Origin of the sequence: Paenibacillus contaminans, from assembly GCF_003285015.1 — a bacterium.
Lineage (GTDB): Bacteria > Bacillota > Bacilli > Paenibacillales > NBRC-103111 > Paenibacillus_V > Paenibacillus_V contaminans.
The window spans coordinates 38,251-57,234 of record NZ_QMFB01000018.1; the positions used below are offsets into that span (position 1 = coordinate 38,251).

General features: G+C 54.2%; 18 protein-coding genes. All 18 read right to left on the reverse strand.

Going from position 1 to position 18,984, the window contains the following annotated elements:
* Positions 1-64: 64 nt before the first annotated feature.
* Positions 65-1,936 (reverse strand): AfsR/SARP family transcriptional regulator, encoded by a 1,872-nt coding sequence (locus DQG23_RS26415; protein WP_158560699.1) that lies wholly within the window; start codon positions 1,934-1,936, stop codon positions 65-67.
* A 185-nt stretch (positions 1,937-2,121) separates the two neighbouring features.
* Complete coding sequence (locus tag DQG23_RS26420; RefSeq protein ID WP_113034038.1) at positions 2,122-2,589, reverse strand: RidA family protein; 468 nt, start codon at positions 2,587-2,589, stop codon at positions 2,122-2,124.
* A gap of 88 nt (positions 2,590-2,677) precedes the next feature.
* Positions 2,678-3,055: an ATPase gene (locus DQG23_RS26425; RefSeq protein ID WP_113034039.1), complete on the reverse strand. Its 378-nt coding sequence runs from the start codon at positions 3,053-3,055 to the stop codon at positions 2,678-2,680.
* 356 nt (positions 3,056-3,411) lie between these two features.
* Complete coding sequence (locus DQG23_RS26430) at positions 3,412-4,191, reverse strand: ABC transporter permease (RefSeq protein WP_113034040.1); 780 nt, start codon at positions 4,189-4,191, stop codon at positions 3,412-3,414.
* On the reverse strand, positions 4,188-5,099 hold the full coding sequence (locus tag DQG23_RS26435) for an ABC transporter ATP-binding protein (protein ID WP_113034041.1): 912 nt from the start codon (positions 5,097-5,099) through the stop codon (positions 4,188-4,190). Before DQG23_RS26435 ends, DQG23_RS26430 begins: the two co-directional genes overlap by 4 nt.
* Positions 5,099-5,290 carry a PLD nuclease N-terminal domain-containing protein gene (locus tag DQG23_RS26440; protein ID WP_113034042.1) on the reverse strand — a complete coding sequence of 64 codons (192 nt, stop codon included), beginning with the start codon at positions 5,288-5,290 and terminating at the stop codon, positions 5,099-5,101. Before DQG23_RS26440 ends, DQG23_RS26435 begins: the two co-directional genes overlap by 1 nt.
* Before the next feature lie 38 nt (positions 5,291-5,328).
* Positions 5,329-5,553 carry a hypothetical protein gene (locus DQG23_RS26445; protein ID WP_113034043.1) on the reverse strand — a complete coding sequence of 75 codons (225 nt, stop codon included), beginning with the start codon at positions 5,551-5,553 and terminating at the stop codon, positions 5,329-5,331.
* A complete protein-coding gene (locus DQG23_RS26450) occupies positions 5,550-5,933 on the reverse strand; it encodes a YxlC family protein (protein WP_113034044.1) in 384 nt (127 codons plus the stop codon). The genes DQG23_RS26445 and DQG23_RS26450 overlap by 4 nt, the downstream gene beginning before the upstream one ends.
* On the reverse strand, positions 5,905-6,456 hold the full coding sequence (gene sigY / locus DQG23_RS26455) for an RNA polymerase sigma factor SigY (protein WP_238178034.1): 552 nt from the start codon (positions 6,454-6,456) through the stop codon (positions 5,905-5,907). Before sigY ends, DQG23_RS26450 begins: the two co-directional genes overlap by 29 nt.
* A 238-nt stretch (positions 6,457-6,694) precedes the next feature.
* Complete coding sequence (rbsK, locus tag DQG23_RS26460) at positions 6,695-7,621, reverse strand: ribokinase (protein ID WP_113034046.1); 927 nt, start codon at positions 7,619-7,621, stop codon at positions 6,695-6,697.
* A 5-nt stretch (positions 7,622-7,626) separates the two neighbouring features.
* A complete protein-coding gene (locus DQG23_RS26465; RefSeq protein WP_113034047.1) occupies positions 7,627-8,238 on the reverse strand; it encodes a KpsF/GutQ family sugar-phosphate isomerase in 612 nt (203 codons plus the stop codon).
* Between the two features lie 713 nt (positions 8,239-8,951).
* Positions 8,952-9,947, reverse strand: coding sequence for a LacI family DNA-binding transcriptional regulator (locus tag DQG23_RS26470; RefSeq protein ID WP_113034048.1), 996 nt, complete (start codon positions 9,945-9,947; stop codon positions 8,952-8,954).
* 691 nt (positions 9,948-10,638) lie between these two features.
* Positions 10,639-12,084: an extracellular solute-binding protein gene (locus DQG23_RS26475; protein WP_158560700.1), complete on the reverse strand. Its 1,446-nt coding sequence runs from the start codon at positions 12,082-12,084 to the stop codon at positions 10,639-10,641.
* A 55-nt stretch (positions 12,085-12,139) separates the two neighbouring features.
* A complete protein-coding gene (locus tag DQG23_RS26480) occupies positions 12,140-13,189 on the reverse strand; it encodes an alpha/beta hydrolase family protein (protein WP_238178035.1) in 1,050 nt (349 codons plus the stop codon).
* On the reverse strand, positions 13,186-15,063 hold the full coding sequence (locus tag DQG23_RS26485; protein WP_113034050.1) for an NHL repeat-containing protein: 1,878 nt from the start codon (positions 15,061-15,063) through the stop codon (positions 13,186-13,188). The genes DQG23_RS26480 and DQG23_RS26485 overlap by 4 nt, the downstream gene beginning before the upstream one ends.
* 76 nt (positions 15,064-15,139) lie before the next feature.
* Positions 15,140-16,741: an extracellular solute-binding protein gene (locus DQG23_RS26490; RefSeq protein WP_238178036.1), complete on the reverse strand. Its 1,602-nt coding sequence runs from the start codon at positions 16,739-16,741 to the stop codon at positions 15,140-15,142.
* An 85-nt stretch (positions 16,742-16,826) separates the two neighbouring features.
* Positions 16,827-17,705, reverse strand: coding sequence for a carbohydrate ABC transporter permease (locus DQG23_RS26495; RefSeq protein ID WP_113034051.1), 879 nt, complete (start codon positions 17,703-17,705; stop codon positions 16,827-16,829).
* 26 nt (positions 17,706-17,731) lie between these two features.
* Positions 17,732-18,691 carry an ABC transporter permease gene (locus DQG23_RS26500; protein ID WP_113034052.1) on the reverse strand — a complete coding sequence of 320 codons (960 nt, stop codon included), beginning with the start codon at positions 18,689-18,691 and terminating at the stop codon, positions 17,732-17,734.
* Positions 18,692-18,984: the final 293 nt, after the last annotated feature.

An 18,984-nucleotide genomic window follows, 5' to 3' on the forward strand; every position in this document is an offset into this window, starting at 1 on the left:
AACCGGCTATTCGTAGGCTGGGCAAAGCTGCGAACGCCCTCTTCGACATCGATAACCGAAGCGTTTAACCGAAAAGCTTCGTTCGCAGCCCCGGGTCCGGCATAACGCCGTACTCGTCCCGGCACATCGCTTCCAAACGGCCGTACCATTCCTTCGCCTCGTTCTTGCGTCCGAGCTCATATACGGAGCGGATCATCGCATGATAAGCCTGCTCCTTGAAGGGTACGAGACGTATCCATGCTTTCGCAACCGTCTCCGCCCGATCGTATTGCCGTGCGCCGTAAGCCGCATCCCATAATTTGTGCAGCAGCCCTTCCTGATAATCCGATAACTGTTCTCGGACAAGCTCCAGCCAATCCGCGTTCAACGAAGCCGGAAGCAGTTCCCCGTACAACTGGGACGCCTCCTCCATCAGCTCTAGCGCAAGCTCCCGTTCTCCCGAGCCCCACAGGTTTTCCCCGACCTTGACGAGCGTCCGGTATTTCTCCACATCCACATAATCGAATCCGGCTTCGCTCAAGCGGACGATACCGTCCTTGACGACAACCGCCTGCTCCAGTCCGAGAAAACGTTCCGCCGTCTGCCTGATCTGATGAACGCAAACGTATATTTGATTGGATACTTTATTGCCTTCGTTCTCGTCCCCGTTAAAAAGAAGGGAGGCCACTTGGTCCTTCGGAGCGGCGTAGCCCGGCTGAAGCAGCAAAAAGAGGAACAGCTCGAACGCTTTTTTTCGTTTCCAAACGAGTCGCTGCACCTCCTGTCCTTCCCGGAAAAAGCCAAAGCCGCCGAAGCATCGCACTTTCCACGGAATAGACGTTCGGACGGCAGCAGAATGATCGTCCGTTTGCATGATATTCCGCTCCGCATCCCGTTCCAACGACAAGGCAAGCCGCTCGATCGGCGGAGGCGCACCGCCATTTGCGCGCAGGCTGGAAAGCCGTTCCTTCCATCGCTTCGTCTGCCGGTCGTCCTTCGCGGCTAAGCTTACTTCCAGCTTGGCGCACGAGTAAAGCCAAAGCATCCGCACATCGCTTGCTTCATGCTCCCATTCATCGATTGTCTGCGTATCGGCAAGCTTCCCCGTACGAAGCTTTGCCCGCAATACCAAAAGCTGCAGGTATGCGGCGTGGTAGTAGTCGAGCTCCTTCACATCGGCCGTCGCCCGCCCCCGTTCAAGTTCAAGCAGGTAATCCCAGTTCCCGCTTCTGCTTGCATATGCGCATTCGAGGAGCAGCAAGCGGCTATCGAATTCACCGGCAAGGCCGCTGCCGTTCAGCTTTCTGCGCAAATCGGACAGCCCGTCTTCCCACACTCCGCAGTCCATCGTATAAACGCCGGCGAACAGCCTGCAAAATGCCGCCGTACAAGCAAGGCGCGGCTGTCCTTCCCGCTCGAACAGGAGAATCGCTTGGCAGTAGCGTTCGGCGCTGCGGCTTTCCTCCAGTCCGATCAGATGTCCAAGCTCCGCAAGCGCCAAGAGCACCGAACCGGACTGCCCTTCGTCGGCGCGAAGGTTTTCGTCGTGCAGCTGGAGCAGCACGACCTCCGCTTCGCTTAGTTCCCCCAGCCTGGCGTGAATCGTTGCCAGCAGAGCGCAAGATGCTTGAAACGAGGCGCTCAAGCCTTGCTCAAGAAACGTTTTTACGGCAAGCAGCGCATACGTTTTGGCTAACGCGAGCTTCCCTTGTCCGGTTAAGTGCTCCGCATAGGCATGCAGCAGTACCGGGGATTTAACGAGCAGCTTGCTCGGAATTTGGGCCAGCAGCTGTGCGGGCACGAACGTCCCGTTTGCCGACAAGCATTCCAGTTGAAATATCGCTTCATCGAAGCGCTTGCTTGCCAATAACTTTCCGACCGCTTCCAGCAACGGTTTCTCACCTCTTGTCGAGCCCATCCCGTTTTGCTTAACGTATTCGACAACTCTGATTGGCATTCCTTTCCGTACAGCCGCAACAAGGATAAACGGCTTCGCCGTCCTAAACGCTTTCGAAGAAAGCGACTTCGTAAGCATACGCTTAAGGACAGGCGCGTTTACCGAGGTTGAGAGCTGCTTCCACGATATACTTTCTGAGAAACAAAAATAACCGGACCGGCGCTCCGCCGATCCGGATTATTCACTTACGCTTTCAAGCTTACGATCATCTCTACTTCCGTCGAAGCGCCGAGCGGCAGCGTGTGAATCCCAAGCGCGGCGCGCGCGTGTTTGCCGGCTTCGCCGAACACTTCCACCAGCACTTGGCTGCCGGCGTTCATGATCGACGGATGCTCCGTAATCGCCTCCGTGCAGCAAAGATAACCGGTTACCTTCACGATTTCGGCGACATTCTCAAGACCTACTGCTTGATCGAGCGCATCCAGGCAATTAAGCGTGGACAGGGCTGCCGATTTCTGACCTTCTTCGATCGTCACGTTATCGCCGATACGTCCTTTGTAGAGCTGCTCGCCGCCAGTGAAAGGCAAGTGGCCCGAAACATATGCAATCGTGCCGTTCACTTTCACGCCGATGAACGGACGTTCGGGAGGCGCGGCCGGAGAGGGCTTAAAGCCGTAGAGCGCTTTCAAAGATTCAAGCTTATCGCGATTCATGAAAGAAATTCCTCCAATCGTTATTGTGGCCTGCGCAACAAGAGAGCAACCTCTCACGCTGCCAGGCCGACTTTACGTATGCGCGCTATCAGATCCAAGCCCGCAAATTCACTTGCTTGATAAAATCCTCCGTACTGGCGACTTCGCTGTTCGTCTCCTGCACGGCCTCCGCCGACTCCCCGTTCATCAGAAAGCGGAACAACGGTTCATTCTTCGTGGCAAGCGCATAATCGATCAGTGCCTCGCGTTCGATCCGGTCGGCCTCCTGCTGAAGCAGCAGCTCCTCCGACTCGATATCGTTCCCCACAACAAAAAAGTGCTTATTTACCTTCGGAACTCTCACTACGTATTCAAAAACGTTGTCGACATTGCGATCATGCGCAATAATGTACCCGTATTCCCCGATAGGCAAATTTTGCTCGAATGTGTCGGCAATGATTACGATTTTGGAACCCAAACGCAGCATGGGTTTTCCCCCTCCGTGCTTCCTTCTGCGAAGACTTCTAGCAAACTAGCAGTTGTGAATATCGTACTAAAAAAATGAAGAGGTGTCCAATACCCAAGGCCTATCCGGCGAAAAAAAATGCTTTTTTCCGTCGGGCTGTCCGACATAGCGGCGAGTTCGACGGTTTAAGCGCTATTTGGGACTGACGATCGGTATCGGACATCATGGTTCGTTACTGTCTATTATAATCTATTATCGGCTGTCGTAGACCCTATGCGTTTCTGTTTTTTACGATAATGGAAGAAGAAAACGGCTTTCCGCGGAGGGGGGAGTCGGATGTATTGCCGCTTACTCCTTTGTCTATGCAGCTACAGGCTTTACGCAAATAACGACTTGCTTTTGAAAATACGCACCGAGCACACGATCAGCGCCGCAATCAGCGCGAACGAAACGATCAGGCAAAGGGCGAAGCCCGCGCCTCCCTTGCCTTGCGTCAACAAAAGACCCGCATGATCGGCAAGCTTTGAAGGACTCCACCGCATATATTTGGCGAACAAGCCTCCGGCGATCGACAACCCCATCGCCGCGGCAATCGCCATGAAGGCGATTCCGCCGCTGCCCTTCAGACTGCTGCTCAGCAGCACCGTGAGCGTCACGATGAACGCAAGCCACAAGCCGTATACGAGAAAGCTTAACCCGACGCGGCCCATATCCACGTAGCCGAACAATAGATTCGTATAATACCAGGCGCCGCCGTAGCCTGCCGCGAACGATACGAACGTAAGCGACAGCAGCCCCGCCCATTTGGCCGTAATGTAAGAAACGTGGGGGACCGGCTTCAGCATAATCATCCCGGCCACTCCGCTTGCCCGTTCGCCGGATACGACCGTCATCGAAGCAAGCACGATGATGAGGACGCCGACCGAGCTGAATTGAGAGAGCGTCTGCACGAGCACTTGCTCCGGCGCTGGCACCGGCATTTCGATGACGGTCCCTTCCGGCAAGCCGCCCATGTTCTCAAGAATTTGCGCCATATAGTAGGTCGTCACCGGCTGCATGATGCCGAGCGCAAGAAAGACGAGCGGCACCCACAGCCATTTGGCATTGCGCTTCATCTCCATCATCTCTTTGCCGAATAAAGTCATCCACTGGCTCACGCTTTCACCGCCTTCATAAATAAATCCTCGAGCGACGCTTGCGCCACTTCGAATTTCAAGACCGGTACCCGTCCGGCCGCCAAATGCTCCAGCAGCGGCTGTTTGGCCGCCCGGATGTCGGTTACATAAATACGGGCCGTTCTGCCGCTCAGTTCCACTTCCTTGACATAGTTCTGCGAGCTGACCGCTGCCGCCCAGTTATGCAGGGGCAGCTCCTCCTCCGACTCGATCGTTACGATCGGCTGCCTGTTCGATTCCCTGATTTCCTGCAGGCTTCCTGCCGCGGCTATCTCTCCGCGATGCATAATCAGCACGTCGTCGCAAATCGCTTCGGCATCGTGCAGCACGTGGGTCGAGAAGAGGATGGTTGTCTCCTTCCGGATCAGCCGCATCATATCGAGCACCTCGCGCCGGCCGATCGGATCGAGCGCGGAGACCGGCTCGTCGAGCATAAGCAGCTTCGGCCTATGGATGAGCGCTTGCGCGATGCCGAGCCGCTGCCGCATGCCGCCCGAATAACCGCCGATTTTGCGGTTACCGGCCGCGCCCAGCCCGACGAGCTCCAGCAGCTCGTTTGTCCGCTCCTTCAATTGCGCCGCAGGCACGAATGCCAGCTTGCCGACATACTCGAGAAACTCGCGGCCCTTCATCCAATTGTAGAATGCCGGGTACTGCGGCAAATAGCCGATATGCTGCCGCAAATCCCTTGCGGCGATGCCCGGAAACGCGATGCTTCCGTCGGTAGGCGTCAGCAGGCCCGCCAGCATTTGCAGCGTCGTCGTTTTCCCGGCGCCGTTCGGCCCAAGCAGCGCTACGCAATGCCCCTCCGTAATATCGAAGCTCACGTTTTGAACGGCCGTCGTTTCGCCGAACCGTTTCACTAGTCCTTTTACCTGAAGAAGCGCCATCAATCGTTCCTCCTTCCGACCGTAAAATACAGCACGGGACCGATCAAGCTGATAAACAAGATGATAAGCGCCCACATCCATTTCGGCCCGTTCGTCCGTTCCGCTCTGACGCAGCTGACAAGCGCGGTTACCATCAATATGAACTGGATGACAAGCAGCGGAGCGATTAATCCCCAATTGATCGAATCCATCTTTGATCCCTCCCATGTAATCTTCCTACGCCGATATGTCAATCGTTCCATTCGTCTTTCGATTTACGCCTCGGTCTGCGCACGACAAACCAGTACACGATTAGCGGCATAGGGCATTGAATCAGTCCCCATAGTCCCCAAAGCCATGGAGAAGCCCCTCTTTTTCGCGCATCGACAAAAAGCCAGCTTCCTTGTATAAGTAAAACGACACATGCGGCGATCAAAATGTACAGCGTCTCTCCGTTAAGCTCCGGATTGGTCATACGTCCTCCACTCGCCTTCTGCGATGAAGCGCGATGACCACGGGTACCGCCAACATGGCCGCAATTTGAACGCCCACCCATACGACGGGCGCGCTCGACAAGACGGCAATCGTACCGGTCAGCACGCCGATTGCGACGAGCAGGAAAATAGCAAGATCCCTCTGCAGCCGTCTGCGTATAGTCTGGCGATGCTCGGCCAGCTGCCGTTCCAGCAGCTCGACGTTCGGAGGAAACACGGGAACGCTTCGCTCCAGCAGTTCCAGCCCGCGGTTCATCCCTTCGATAAACTCGCTTTCCTCCGGCTCGAAAGCTTCATCTGCGGCACTCGGCTGCTGCCGTTCTTCGTTATGTTTAACGGATTTCGGATAGTTCGGCTTCATGGGTAACCAGCTCCTTTCGCAAGGTTTGAATGCCGTTATGGATTCGGGATTTGACCGTGCCCGGCGGAACGTCCAGCATTCCCCCGATTTCGTCATACGTGTACCCGTAATAATGCTTGAGAATGATCGGCATGCGAATATCGTTCGGCAGTGCGCTCAGCGCGTCAAGCACCTCCGGCCAGTCGTCTCCGCGCCCCTGCATTTGCCATTTAAGCTTGCGCAGCGACTGCTCTTCGGCCAGCAGCGCCTGCTCCCGCTTCTTTTTGCGCAAGGAATCGATATATAAACGCGTAGCGATCGTAACAAGCCATGTGGAAAACTTGGATTGCCCGTTGTACAGCTTTATTTTCTCCATGCACTTCAGCATTGTGTCCTGCGCGAGGTCTTCGGCAAGATGCGGCTGCAGCGTAATTTTAATCAGCACGTGCACCAGGAAGGAGTAGTGCTTATGCAGCAGCGCGGCCAGCGCTTTTTGGTCTCCCTGCTGTGCCTGTTTGATCAGGGCCCGTTCTTCCGCTTCCAAATGTTCGCCTCCCCCTCTCTTCCGTGCACAGAATACCCTTTTATCCATTGTTTATTTCGAATGCATTGATTATACGACGGCCGCTCGGGAATCGTTCAGTGGGATTGAAAAAATTTTTTTGGCGTCATTCGGAGACGGCAAAAAGCCCGTAGGCCGCATTTGGCTTACAGACTTTTTCTAAAGGGGGACGATGGGGATTAGCAGGGCTTATAAGCAGCGGCAGCGGTGCAGCCGTTATCTAAGACGATTTGCTTTCCTGCCTTGTTAGAAAACGTTCGACCTCCGCAAAATAGGGCAGCGACGGTATCGCCCCTTCCCTCGTAACCGTCAAGGCGCCTACCGCATTGGCAAACCGCACCGCTTCCCCGACGGGCGTCCCGGAAACGAGCTGCACGGCTAAAGCGCCGTTGAACGAATCGCCCGCCGCCACAGTGTCGATCGGATGGACCCGGTAGCCGGGGACGTGTTTCGTACCGTTCTCATCCACAATAAGGGCGCCGTTCGCAGCCAAAGTAACGATGACGCATCCCGCTCCTCTGCTGCGCAATTCCTGTGCGGCCTTTTCCGCATCGGCGATTGTACGCACCGTTTGCCCCGTTAAAATTCCCGCTTCCGTCTCGTTAGGCGTCAAATAGGCAACATTGCGCAGAAGCCCGTCATGAAGCGGCACGGCCGGCGCCGGATTTAAAAGAACCGGAACATGATGCTTGCTTGCCGTCGCGATTGCAAGCTCCGTCATTGACAGATCCATCTCCAGCTGCATGACCAGCATGCTCGCTTCCTTAATGATATCCTCGATTTCCGCCAAATCGCTCGCCGAATATTCAAGATTCGCGCCGGGAACGACGATAATCCGATTCTCGCCCGATTCCTCCAAAACGATCGAGCCGACGCCGGTAGGCGCTTCGTGCCGCCTGATGCATTCCGTCGCGATGTTTTCCCGCTGCATGACGCTCAGCATCTCCGCCCCGAACTCGTCCCGGCCAAGCATGCCGACCATCGTCACGTTCCCGCCGAGACGCGCCGCCGCAACCGCCTGATTCGCTCCCTTGCCGCCCGGAAACCGGGAAAAGCCGCTCCCGACAATCGTTTCCCCGGCCGCAGGCGCTCGGAACGTGCGCACTACCAGATCCATCATAAAGCTGCCAATGACCACTATGCTCATCCCGTTCACCCCGATTTCGATTCGTTCTTATGGTCCGACAGCTTTTTGCCGAGGCTTCCCCCGGGATGATACAAATAAAATTCATCTTTCCCGAATGCTTTCAACCTGGAAATCGTGACCGCAAGCGCGTCGCCGATCGCCAGCTGCAGCATGGCGCTGGTCGTCGGAGCCAAGTCCAGATGATCCGCTTCTTTCTCATAGCTGTAAGTCAAAGCGACTTCGCTGCCGGCAGCCAGAGTAGAGCCGCTGTTTTTCGTAATCGCGATACACTGCGAACCGATTCGTTTGACGACATCGAGCATGCTCAGCACCTCGGCCGTTTCCCCGCTGTTGGATATAAGGATGACGACATCGCGTTTCTCGATCATGCCGCTATCCCCATGCACGGCCTCCGCAGCATGCACAAAAAACGAAGGCGTCCCCGTGCTGGATAACGATGCGGCAATTTTTTTGCCGACATGACCCGATTTTCCGATTCCGGAAATAACGACTTTCCCCTTGCAATTCAAAATAATTTGGACCGCACTGACATATTCTTCTCCGACTTCGCCGGCCAAACGTCCAAGCGCATTTGCCTCGTTACGCAAACTTTCCTTAATAACATCCAAAATAAACATAAATGAAACCCTCCTTAATATGTTATCGTTTACACATGCTTGATAACAAGCTGTGGGATAACTACACGCCATTGGTACAAGCTTTTTATAGTTCTTGTAATCATACTGGCTTCCACTTATTTCATGAAAATAAATAAATATGTGTTATCGTTTACATATAGATCGCAGCTCAGCAAATTCGTGCAGCTCCGCACAGCGCGGCGAGTGCGGCGCATGGTGGGAACTGTGCGCGATTGGAGCAGCTTATTGAGCCGGCGCAGCGGGAGCTGCATGCGGCGGGAACTGCGTGCGGCGCGAGCTTGGCGCAGCGGAAGCTGTGCGGGAGTAGAGTCCTGCGAGTACCGAGCTTAGCGTAACGGAAATTGCTCAAGTAGGGAACTGCACGCGGCGCAAGCCTCGAACAGCGGAAGCTATATGCGAGTAGAGTCCTGCGAGTGCCGAGCTTCGCGTAACGGAAATTGCTCAAGTAGGGAATTGCACGCAATGCAAGCTTCGAACAGCGGAAGCTATATGCGAGTAGAGTCCTGCGAGTGCCGAGCTTCGCGTAATGGGAGTTACTCAAGTAGGGAGCTGCATGCAATGCAAGCTTCGAACAGCGGAAGATATGCGAGTAGAGTCCTCAAGTACCGAGCTTCGCGTAACGGAAGTTGCTCAATCAGGGAACTGCACGCAACTCAAGCTTCGCGCAGCGTGTGCGTTGCTCTAGTCTCGCGTTAGTTCGTATCCTTTCGATAAGGCGACCATCCGGGCAGAATAATCCGGTTTTGTACCGCACCGCCGTTCATCCCGAGCTTCTTGACGACCAGATCGGCAACCTCTTCTCCCACCAGCTGCGGATCTTGTGTAATGACCGACAAGCGATGCCGGAACAAGGAGGAGAACTCCAAATCGCCGAATGAAACGACTTCAAGCCGATCCAATGGAATTCCCAGCTGTTGCAATCCCAAGTACAAGCCGAAGGTCATCTCATTGTTCAATGAGAAAACTGCTGTCGGCGGCTCTGCCATTTCCATAAAATGCCTTGCGGCCCCGATCCCCGACTCCCTCGAGTAGTCGCCGCCGAATGCAAGCTCCGGTTCGAGCGTCCGCCCCGCTTCCGCCAGTCCCTGCAGTACGCCCTCGAGCCGTTCGCAAGCTGTGCTGATCGACTCCGGCCCTTTGACTACGCCGATTCTTGCATGCCCGTTCGCGATCAAAGCTTCGATTGCCGTCTTTGACGCTTGAGCGTTATCCTCGGCCACGGTATCCAGCTTGAGAGCCGGCAGGCGGCGGTCCACCAGCACGACATGAACCGAGCGGCTTACGCTTCGGATAAGCTCCAGATTCTCGCCCGTACCGGCCAGGATGAGCGACTCTATCCTTTTCTCCGTAAGAAAATGGATAGCTTCCTCTTCCTTGCGCGCACTTTCTTCCGTATCGACAAACAGCAGATGATACCCTTCGGCTACGCAGCGGCTCTGTATGGAACGCGCCATTCTCATAAAATACGGGTTTGTCATGTCGGGCAGCACGATCCCGATGCTCCGCGATTTCTCCTGCTTCAAGCTGCGTGCGATCGCATTCGGCTTGTAGTTCAATTCGTCGATGACCTGCAGGACGCGCTTCTTGACATCCTCATTCACATAACCGTTATTATTCAGTACGCGCGAAATGGTAGCCGTCGACACGCCCGCTTCCTGTGCGACTTCTTTGATCGTTAGCTTCCGCAAGTGAACATCCTTCTTCTCGTATGTTATCGTTTACACATCTCGTATAACTGCAGTATATGCCGAGCAGAAAATGTTGTCAACGATATTCCGCTCGCCGAAAACCGCGTTTGATGTAAGACTAGTACCTTGACCGCATTTGATCTAAGGTTTTCTGCCCGCGCTTTTCATGAGAGAATCCTCAGTGGAAAGGGCGGGTTCGTATAAGGCCTCGAGCACCCAAATCTTGCATTTCATGCGGTCAACACACTAATATTATTTCAACGCTTATCCTATAAATTTTAAGGGTGCAAGCCATTTGTTCGTGCAAGAGATAGTGATCCTCATAATGAGGAAAAAGTTACTATTCGTGAGGCAAACATCACTATTCCAAACCGAAAATCCGTATTTTCTTGAGGTAATGAGGCAAACGCAATTATTAGTGAGACAAACGAAATGAATAGTTTCGTTTGCCTCACTAACGGGCGAAAACGAGCATTTTACCTTTGGAATAGTGAGGACAGCCTCATAAACAATGAGGTTTTCTACACTAAGAAGCGCATGATTCGTTGCATAACCATTACGACATCCGTTTTTGCTTTCGTCACCAGGTCATCAATCCCTAGTTTTAGACTAAGGACGCGCGCGTTTACCGTTGAAATATAAGCACTTGTTATGTGAATATTTTAAAAAAAGAAGCCACCCCCAGGTCTCTTCAGACCTTGAGATAGCCTCTGTTGTTATCCGTGCCGTTTCCTTCATGGTGAAACATTTGCTCTTCGATGCGCTTGACCGAATCTTCCGGGTCCTCCATCTTCATCCACATGAGGACAAGCTCCTTCTGGATCTGATCCAGGTCGCGCTGGCCGATGCCTAAACTCTGGATAGAATGCGCATAGGGCAGCATATCGACGAAGCAATGATAATTTCGGGGATGGATCGCCGGATTGAAAAGCGTTTGATCCTCGGCAACCTTTCGTAAAACCGGAATGGTGCAGCCGTTCATTTTGAATTGCTTCTGCGAGTCGTAACGAACGAGGAACTGGGCGAACCGCTTGGCAGCCGTAACATGCGGACTGCTTGCGTTAATGGCCAGCGCGCCCCCGAGAAGAAGGGTAGCCTTCTTACTATTCCTCGGCACGACCGGAACGACGTCCCACTCCATAAAATGATTGCCGAATTCATTCATATAATGATAGGTGCCGATGATCATGGCTACCTTTTGTTTCATGAACAGGTCTTCAACGATTCGCGTTCCCCCGTAAATCGAGGCCGGAGAAACCTCGCGATTGAACATGAGATCCAGGCAATAACGAAATGCTTCCACCGTTTCGCCGCTGCCGAAAATAGACCGATGCTCGGCGTCGAATATTCCTCCTCCGTTCTGCAGAAGGAACTGCGGCCAGCGGTTATTGGTTATGGTAAACCCGAAGCCGTAATGCTGCACAGTGCCTTGTTCGTCCTTGACCGTATGAGCGACGGCAAAGTCGGTCAAATCCGACCAATCGTCGATCGTCAGCCGATCGGCTTCCGGGACGAGATTCTTATTCACTACGTACACGACAGGAGAAAAAACGAACGGTACGGCCTTCAGCTGGTTCCCGTCCTGAAACAAACGAACCGCTTCCCCGTATACGTCCTCTTCGCGCGCCCATTCGTACGGATGGCTGGCATGCAGCTTGTCCAGCAGCCCTTCATCCGCGAATTTCCGGAAGTGCAAATCCGAAATGACCATCATGTCATGGGCTTCATTATCCCTGAGCTTATCGGAAAGGTACTCGCCGTAGCCGTTCTCGGAGACGGTGGAAAACTCGATGCGCACTCTCGGATTTTCCTGCTCGAATTCGGAAATCAGCTGCAGCAGCGTCGGAATCTCGTAAGAATCGTCGAAGCAAACAAGCCTGAGCACGGTTTCTTCTTTCCACTGCTCCGATTCTCTGACGATATTGCCTTTGCCGGGTATTTTCTCGATTAACCCGCTCTGCTCCAGCTCCGCCAACACTTTGCGCACGGAATCCCGGCTTAAATTGTACAATTTGCTAAGGTTGACCTCCGAAAGGAGGAAATCCCCCGGCTTCAGCGTCGAGCTGATGATTTGGTTCCGGATCTCGCGGCGAAACCGCTGATAACGATCGTCGAATTCAGTGCGTTTTTTTAACACTAAAAACCGCTCCCAAGGATACATAATTGTTTAGTATACCATATTTTCCAGCGGACTAGGAGGGGTTTGTCAATAAATGCCTGTCCAGGAATTCGTAAGCCATTCTCCGTACCTGAGGAGGAAAATCATGCCCCGCAGGTCCCATCCAAAATTCGAAACGGTCCTCCGCCCCCATAAAACGGTATAGCTTATCCAAATCCGTCATACTCGCCGCGATCGAGGACCAGTTCGGGAAAATGCGGTCGTTGATCCCGCTCCACATAAACATCGGCGTTGGCGCCGACAGCGCCGCGACTTCATGCCATTCGAACGGAATACGGTCCTCCTGCAGCATTGCCGATATTTCCGGAAAATGCGAAAACCAATCGCGCTGCCCCCACCGGTTCGGATCCGGATCGCCCGCGAACACGCTGAAGCCGCAGCTCGACACGACGGCTCGAACCCGCGGGTCGAAGCCGGCAAGAAACCAGCCGTTATAACCGCCGAGCGAATGGCCGATCGCGCCGATCCGATCGCCGTCCACCTCCGGAAGCGACGCCAAAATATCGACGGCCCGTATGTGGTCGGCAAGCATTTTTCCGACGGCGGTCCATGCCGGATGCTGCACATAAAACGGCGCCGTCTGGTAAGGCTCCGCCCCGGCATAAACGCGTTCGCCGGCCGTAATGGAATCGGGCGCGAGCACCACGTAACCGCGGGACACCAGCTCCAATCCGTATCTGCGGTTATCCCGGCCGGAGCTTAGCGACACGTCGGCCTTTCCCTCCGGGGAAGTCGGATGGAGCGCAAGCACGGCGGGACATCCTGGCAAATCTGAGCCCGCGCGGTTAGGAATAAGCAGAAATGCGGCGATGCGGTCGCCGTCCAAGCCTTCGTACTCGATCGTCAGCCTGCGGTGATCCTCTTCGGCAGCCTCCGACAGCACCTCGAAGCTCCCTTTGTTGCCCGTCGGCCGATGCATCGCCTCGACAGGAGGTTTGCCGAGCAACCGCTCCCAGTCCGCCCGAATCCGTTCACGCTTCGCTTCCCAAGCTTCCCTCGTTTCGATCCCGCTTAACAGCTCGGGGATGCTTTCCGCATTTATTTTCGACAGTGAGTAGCTCATTGCGATTCGCCTTCTTCCCATTCATATTTCCAGAGCTCGGAGCCGCAGCCGAAAAATACGCTTCCTTTATATATGGCGATACCGCTGCTTGCTTCCTTTGGCAGCCCGGCAAGCATGCTCACCTCGAGCGTATCCGGATCGACCGTATACAAGGTCCTGCTTAACAGACCCAGGATGACCGTTTTTCCCTTGTAAACCGTTCGAATAAGGCCGTGCCTGACAATGACCCCCCAGGCGGACAAATCCTTCCGAAGCAGGACGTTTCCTGTCTGCGGATCAAAAACGAATAACGTCGAATTCGATGTGATTCCGTATATCCGGTCGTTCGCATCCTCCGCGAGCAGCGAAATTTCCCTGGCGCCCGGCACCGGCGTCCATCGCTCCGTGACGCGGCCGTCCGCCCAAGCGAACCGGTACAACACCGCTTCTTCAGCCAATGGCTTGGCTCCTCCCGGCGTTTCGATGCTCGTTCCGCCGATGACGTCGCCGTTCGTCAGCGCCGCTAAACCGAGCGTGCTCTGATAGGGAGCGATCTCCGCGTGCTCGTACATCCTTACCGTCTGAGAGGGAATGTGCCATATGCCGAGAGCGCCTCCGACAAAGCCGTAGCCGGGAAAGCCGCCGTAGACGACGTGTTCGCCGTCCGGATGCGGCATAGCGCTCCGCGGCCTGTGGATGCGTTCGTCCGCGTACACCAGCTTCGGATTGCGGGCCGGTCCCGGCTCGTCGCTCAGCGGGAGACGCGTGTCCAGCAAATGGAGCGTTCCGCCCGCATAAGCGGCGCCGGCCAAGTACGGTCCTTGAACGGCATAAGCACAAATATTGCCGCCGCCTCCGCGTTCGATCATTTTGCCGCCGAAGTTTTGCAATCCGCCGGTTACGGGATTGCAGCGGAATAGATGAAGCGGATGATTCGATGTCCCGTATACAAGTTCGTCGGGTCCAAGCGCGATCGGCGAGAGCGTAGTCTCACCGCCGCGATAGTCCAGCTTTAATACGGTATGCGTGCCGTCCCGCTCCTCGATCACGAGCTCTCCGTCCGCAAGCTCATACCCGGTTATTCGTCTGCCGCCGCTTAATTCCTTGTGCAGCTTCCGGTAACCGCCGCCTTTATACGCCGAAGGAGAAACGGCCGCCGCTTCCACCGGCTCCGCTTCTCCTCCGCGAAGCCGGAACCACCCGACGTCGGATGCTCCCGCCGCCCCGCCGATATCCGCATCGGCTGCAGGAAGACTGCCGTAGACAGCCCCGTCCTCGCCTGCATGCACGTGTCCGCTTCCTCGAGTTTTATGAAGCTCGCCGCATAACGTTCGAATTGTCCCGTCCGATAGGCGGTACGCGACGATTCCCGCCGCTGACGTTCCGATTCCCGCATAAACCCATCCGTCATTTCCCGCAGCCAGCGACATTGCGTATTTCTGCTCGGCATCAAGCTGCGCTAAGGACACGCATTCGCCCGAACGCGGATCCAGACGCAGCAGCTTCATATTCGGGAATGTCGTGGCGTAGACGAACCCGTCTTCGTCCTCCGCGAAGGCAAAACCGGAAATTTCTTCGCCGGGAGCCGGTTCAAGCCGCCATACGAACGTTTCCCGGAACGGGTCCAGTACGGCCAATAGCGGCCCCGCGCCTGTATAGAACAACCCGGAACGTCCGGACATCGCCGCATACGGGTAATCCCGCTTCCCCTCCTCGAATTCGAGCTGCCGGCCAGCTCCGGACACAGGATCGACAATAAGCGCATAACCCCGCGCAACAATGACGACCCGTTCGCGGCCGCTCTCATCCGTACAAACCGCCGCCGATCTTGTTTCATCCGCGCGCACGGGAACCCCGATGCAATGGAAACGGTTTGCCACTCCGCTGTTTATCATGATATCCCCCCGCTCTTCCTAAAGAGAAGAGGTTCGGGCTATTATGTTAGCCCGAACCGTTACAAAACCTGCACATTTATTTCCAAACCAAATCTTTATAGCCGCGTTCCTTGATTCCTTCGTTCATTTCTTTGATAATCTGCGCTCCGCCGCGCTTCAAATATTCTTCTACGAGCGCGCCCCAATCGGAGATCGGGCGCTGGCCGACGATCATTTTCGTTTGCTCGTTCATCATGAAGGTTTGGAGCTCGGCGCCCTTCGTCGTTTCGGTTTCGGAGATGACGCCGTAATTCGGCGGGTAGAAGTGCTTCATTTGACCGTTAAGCGCCATCAAATCCTTAGTGACCTGAATCAGCTTCGGCTCGGTATAAGCCTTGTCGAATTCCGGATCGGTTCCCGCAGGTACCCAGCTAGTATTATCTTGGAAATATACGGACGGATCAAGGCCTTCTTGAGGCTTCAGCATTACGCGTTTGCCGTTCTCCATCTTATAGCCGGTTCCCTCGCCGCCGTAGAAGAAATCGAAGTCCTTATTCGCTGCGTTCTGCTGTGCGGCCGGATAGAAGTTCCTAGAGAAGTCGTGCATTTCAAGCACCTTGGCGAGCTTCTCCGGATCTTTGGCCAGCTTCGCGTTCAAGGCGTTGAAGCGCGCATAGCCCGTTCCTGCAGTGAAGCCCTGGTTGCCGTCCGGCTGTTTAAAAGGAGCCAATACGGCGAACTCCGCGCCCGGGTTCAGCTTCAGCAAGCCTTCCATATACGCCTGCGACATGCCGCGCGGCGCCACGAGGAAGACGCCGGCTTTGCCGGAGTAGAACTGTGCGTTCGTGTCGGCCCAGTTCAATACGGCGAAGTCCGGAGTAATCGCTTTCTCCTTGTTCAGATCGGCAAAAAACTGAACGAGCTCCTTGCGGCCTTGGGACATAATGCCCGGGATGAAATTGCCGTCTTTATCCTTATGATACCATGTTCCCGCCTGCCAGTAAGGCCCCATCGCAAAATCGGGATTGATGTTCTGCCCCATGGCGAGGCCGTAAGTATCTTGCTTTCCGTTCTTGTCCGGGTCGTTCTTCGTGAAGGCGATGGCGACCTGCTTCAGCTCTTCGTAGCTTGTCGGCACCTTCAGTCCGAGGTTATCCAGCCAATCTTTACGAATCATGAACGAGTTGCCTTCGATCGGCGCCCATGAAGGAATGCCGTAAATTTTGCCGTTTACTTTGAACTGGTCCCAAACTTCCTGCGGAACGGCTTTGAGGGACGGATATTTATTGATGATGGCATCGTCGATCGGCAGGAACGCGCCTTGCTTCGCCCATTTCTGGAACAAGGTCAAATCGTTCGGACGGAAGCCGATCATATCCGGCGTCTCACCCCCGGCTACGACTGCAGTCAGCTTCTCCACGAAGTTTTCCTGCGGAACCTTCTCCACCTTGTAATCGACGTTGAATTTATCGTTTAACGCCTTCTGACCGGCCCCGTTCAAAGGAGCGGGATTGCCGAATACATATGTAATCCCTTTAATTTCATGATTCTTGTTGCTCGTAGCCGCCGGGCTTTGAGCAGGGGACGCGCTGCCTCCCGCCGCCGGCGAATTTTTCGGCTCTTCTTTGCCTCCCGAGCTGCAAGCCGCCAGCGCCATGGACGCGGCAACAAGCACAATACCGACTTTTGTACGATTCATAACGACACCCCTTCATAATTGTTCGTAACCAAGCGCAATGTTTTTCCTACCTCAGCACGATCCGTTATGCCCATCGAAACGTTCGCTATCCTTTGACCGAGCCCAGCATCACCCCCTTGGCAAAATGCTTTTGCAGAAACGGATAAACGATCAGGATCGGAAGCGTTGCGAGCAAAATCGCGGCCATCTGAATCGTAATCGGCGGCGGCGGCTCCTCCATCAGCAGCATGACCTCCTGGCCGAGCGCGGCTGTAGGCTCGTTGACAATGACGATCTGCCTTAAAATAACCTGGATCGGCCATTTGGCGGGATCGCTCAAATAAAGGATGCCGGCAAAGTACGTATTCCAGTGCCCGACCGCATAGAACAGACTGAACGCGGCGAGCGAAGGCTTGGAGAGCGGCAAAATGATTGAAAAAAACGTCCGCAATTCGTTGGCTCCGTCAATCAAAGCCGCTTCGTTCAATTCGTTCGGGATGCTCAGGAAAAACTGCCGGATGACGATAAGATTGAAGGAACTGATCGCACCGGGAATGATCAGCGCCCAAATCGAGTTGATTAGTCCGGTTTCTTTGACGACCAGATAGGTCGGGATCATCCCGGCCGAGAATAGAATCGTAAATACGACAAGCATCAGAATGGTGCGCTGACCGAGTACGTTACGGGTAAGCCCGTAAGCCATCGTCGCCGTAAAAAACAGATTGACAAGCGTGCCGACAACCGTAATAAACGCCGTAACGCCTAAGGAACGGGTGAAATTTTTGGAAGACAATATCGTATAATACGCATCCGTTACCCACTCCCGCGGCCACATAATAAGATCTCTTTCCAAGACGTCCTTCAGGGAAGAGAAGGATACGGCAAAAATATGGATAAACGGAAAGATCATCGAAGCCGCGATTACGAAAAGCAGCACAACGTTTATGCCGTCGGTTATTTTTTCGGAAATGGTTCTATTATTCATCCTTGTAGAGTCACACCTCTTCTGTCCTAATATAAACCGTCTTCACCGAACCGTTTGGCGATGCGGTTGGCAATGACGACTAGCACCAGCCCGACCAGTCCTTTAAACATGCCGACTGCGGTTGCGAAGCTTACGTCTCCCTGTTGAATGCCCTTATAGTACACGTAGGTATCCAGCACGTTCCCGGATTCCATATTGAAAGGATTCAGCATGAGGAAAATCTGCTCGAAGCCGGTATCCAGGACATTGCCGAGCCGAAGAATAAACAGGATGACAATGACGCTCCGAATTGCAGGCAGCGTAACGTGCCAGAGCTGACGCCAACGGTTCGCCCCGTCGATGACCGCCGCCTCGTACAGAGAGGGATTAACGCCCGCGAGCGCCGCCAGGAAGATGATCGTGCTCCAGCCCGACTCCTTCCAAATAATTTGCAAAATAATGACCGGCTTGAACAAAACCGGATCGGTCAGGAATGGAATGGCATCCCATTTGAGCTCCTTGACCAGGAACGTGTTGATTAAGCCTTCTCCACGCAAAAATACGACGAAAATACCGGCGACGACGACCCACGATAGGAAATGCGGCAAGTAAACCATCGATTGCACGATCCGCTTATACGTGCCGTTCCTTACTTCGTTAAGCATAAGCGCCAGTACGATCGAAATCGGAAAGGCCATAAAGATTTGCAGGAATGCGATTTGCAGCGTATTCCAAATTACCTTGACGACTTCCGAATCTTCAAAAATTCTTGTGAAATACTTGAGTCCGACCCATTCGTTCGCCCAAATGCTCTCGTTGAACGGATTGAAATCCTGAAACGCAATGACAAGTCCGGCCATCGGGATATATCTGTATACGATGAAATAAAGCACCCCGGGAAGCAGCAAAAGATAGATGAAGCGTTCGCGCCACATTCTCCGTTTTAATCTATCCCATCGCCCCGGAACCGTTTTCATTTCTTGCCCCATAACGAGCGAATCCTTCATTTTCGACATATGCCTCCCCAGTTGAATATCTTGTGAAGATCACCATTAGCTGCTATGTATGACCGTGACCTCCCTTTACAGCTCAAACAACATAAATACCGGTTGCCAACAGGTTTATAAGTAATATACCCTCAATGTCACAAGGTGTCAACACGAAAAACACAGATACAGACCGGTTGCCTACTTGACTGTATCTTGAGTGCGATGTTAGGATATGCTCGTAATCGCCTCCGCTTTATTGGTCACCCCTGCAGGTTGGCGAAACGATTTCATCAACTTCGAATAAGGAGAGA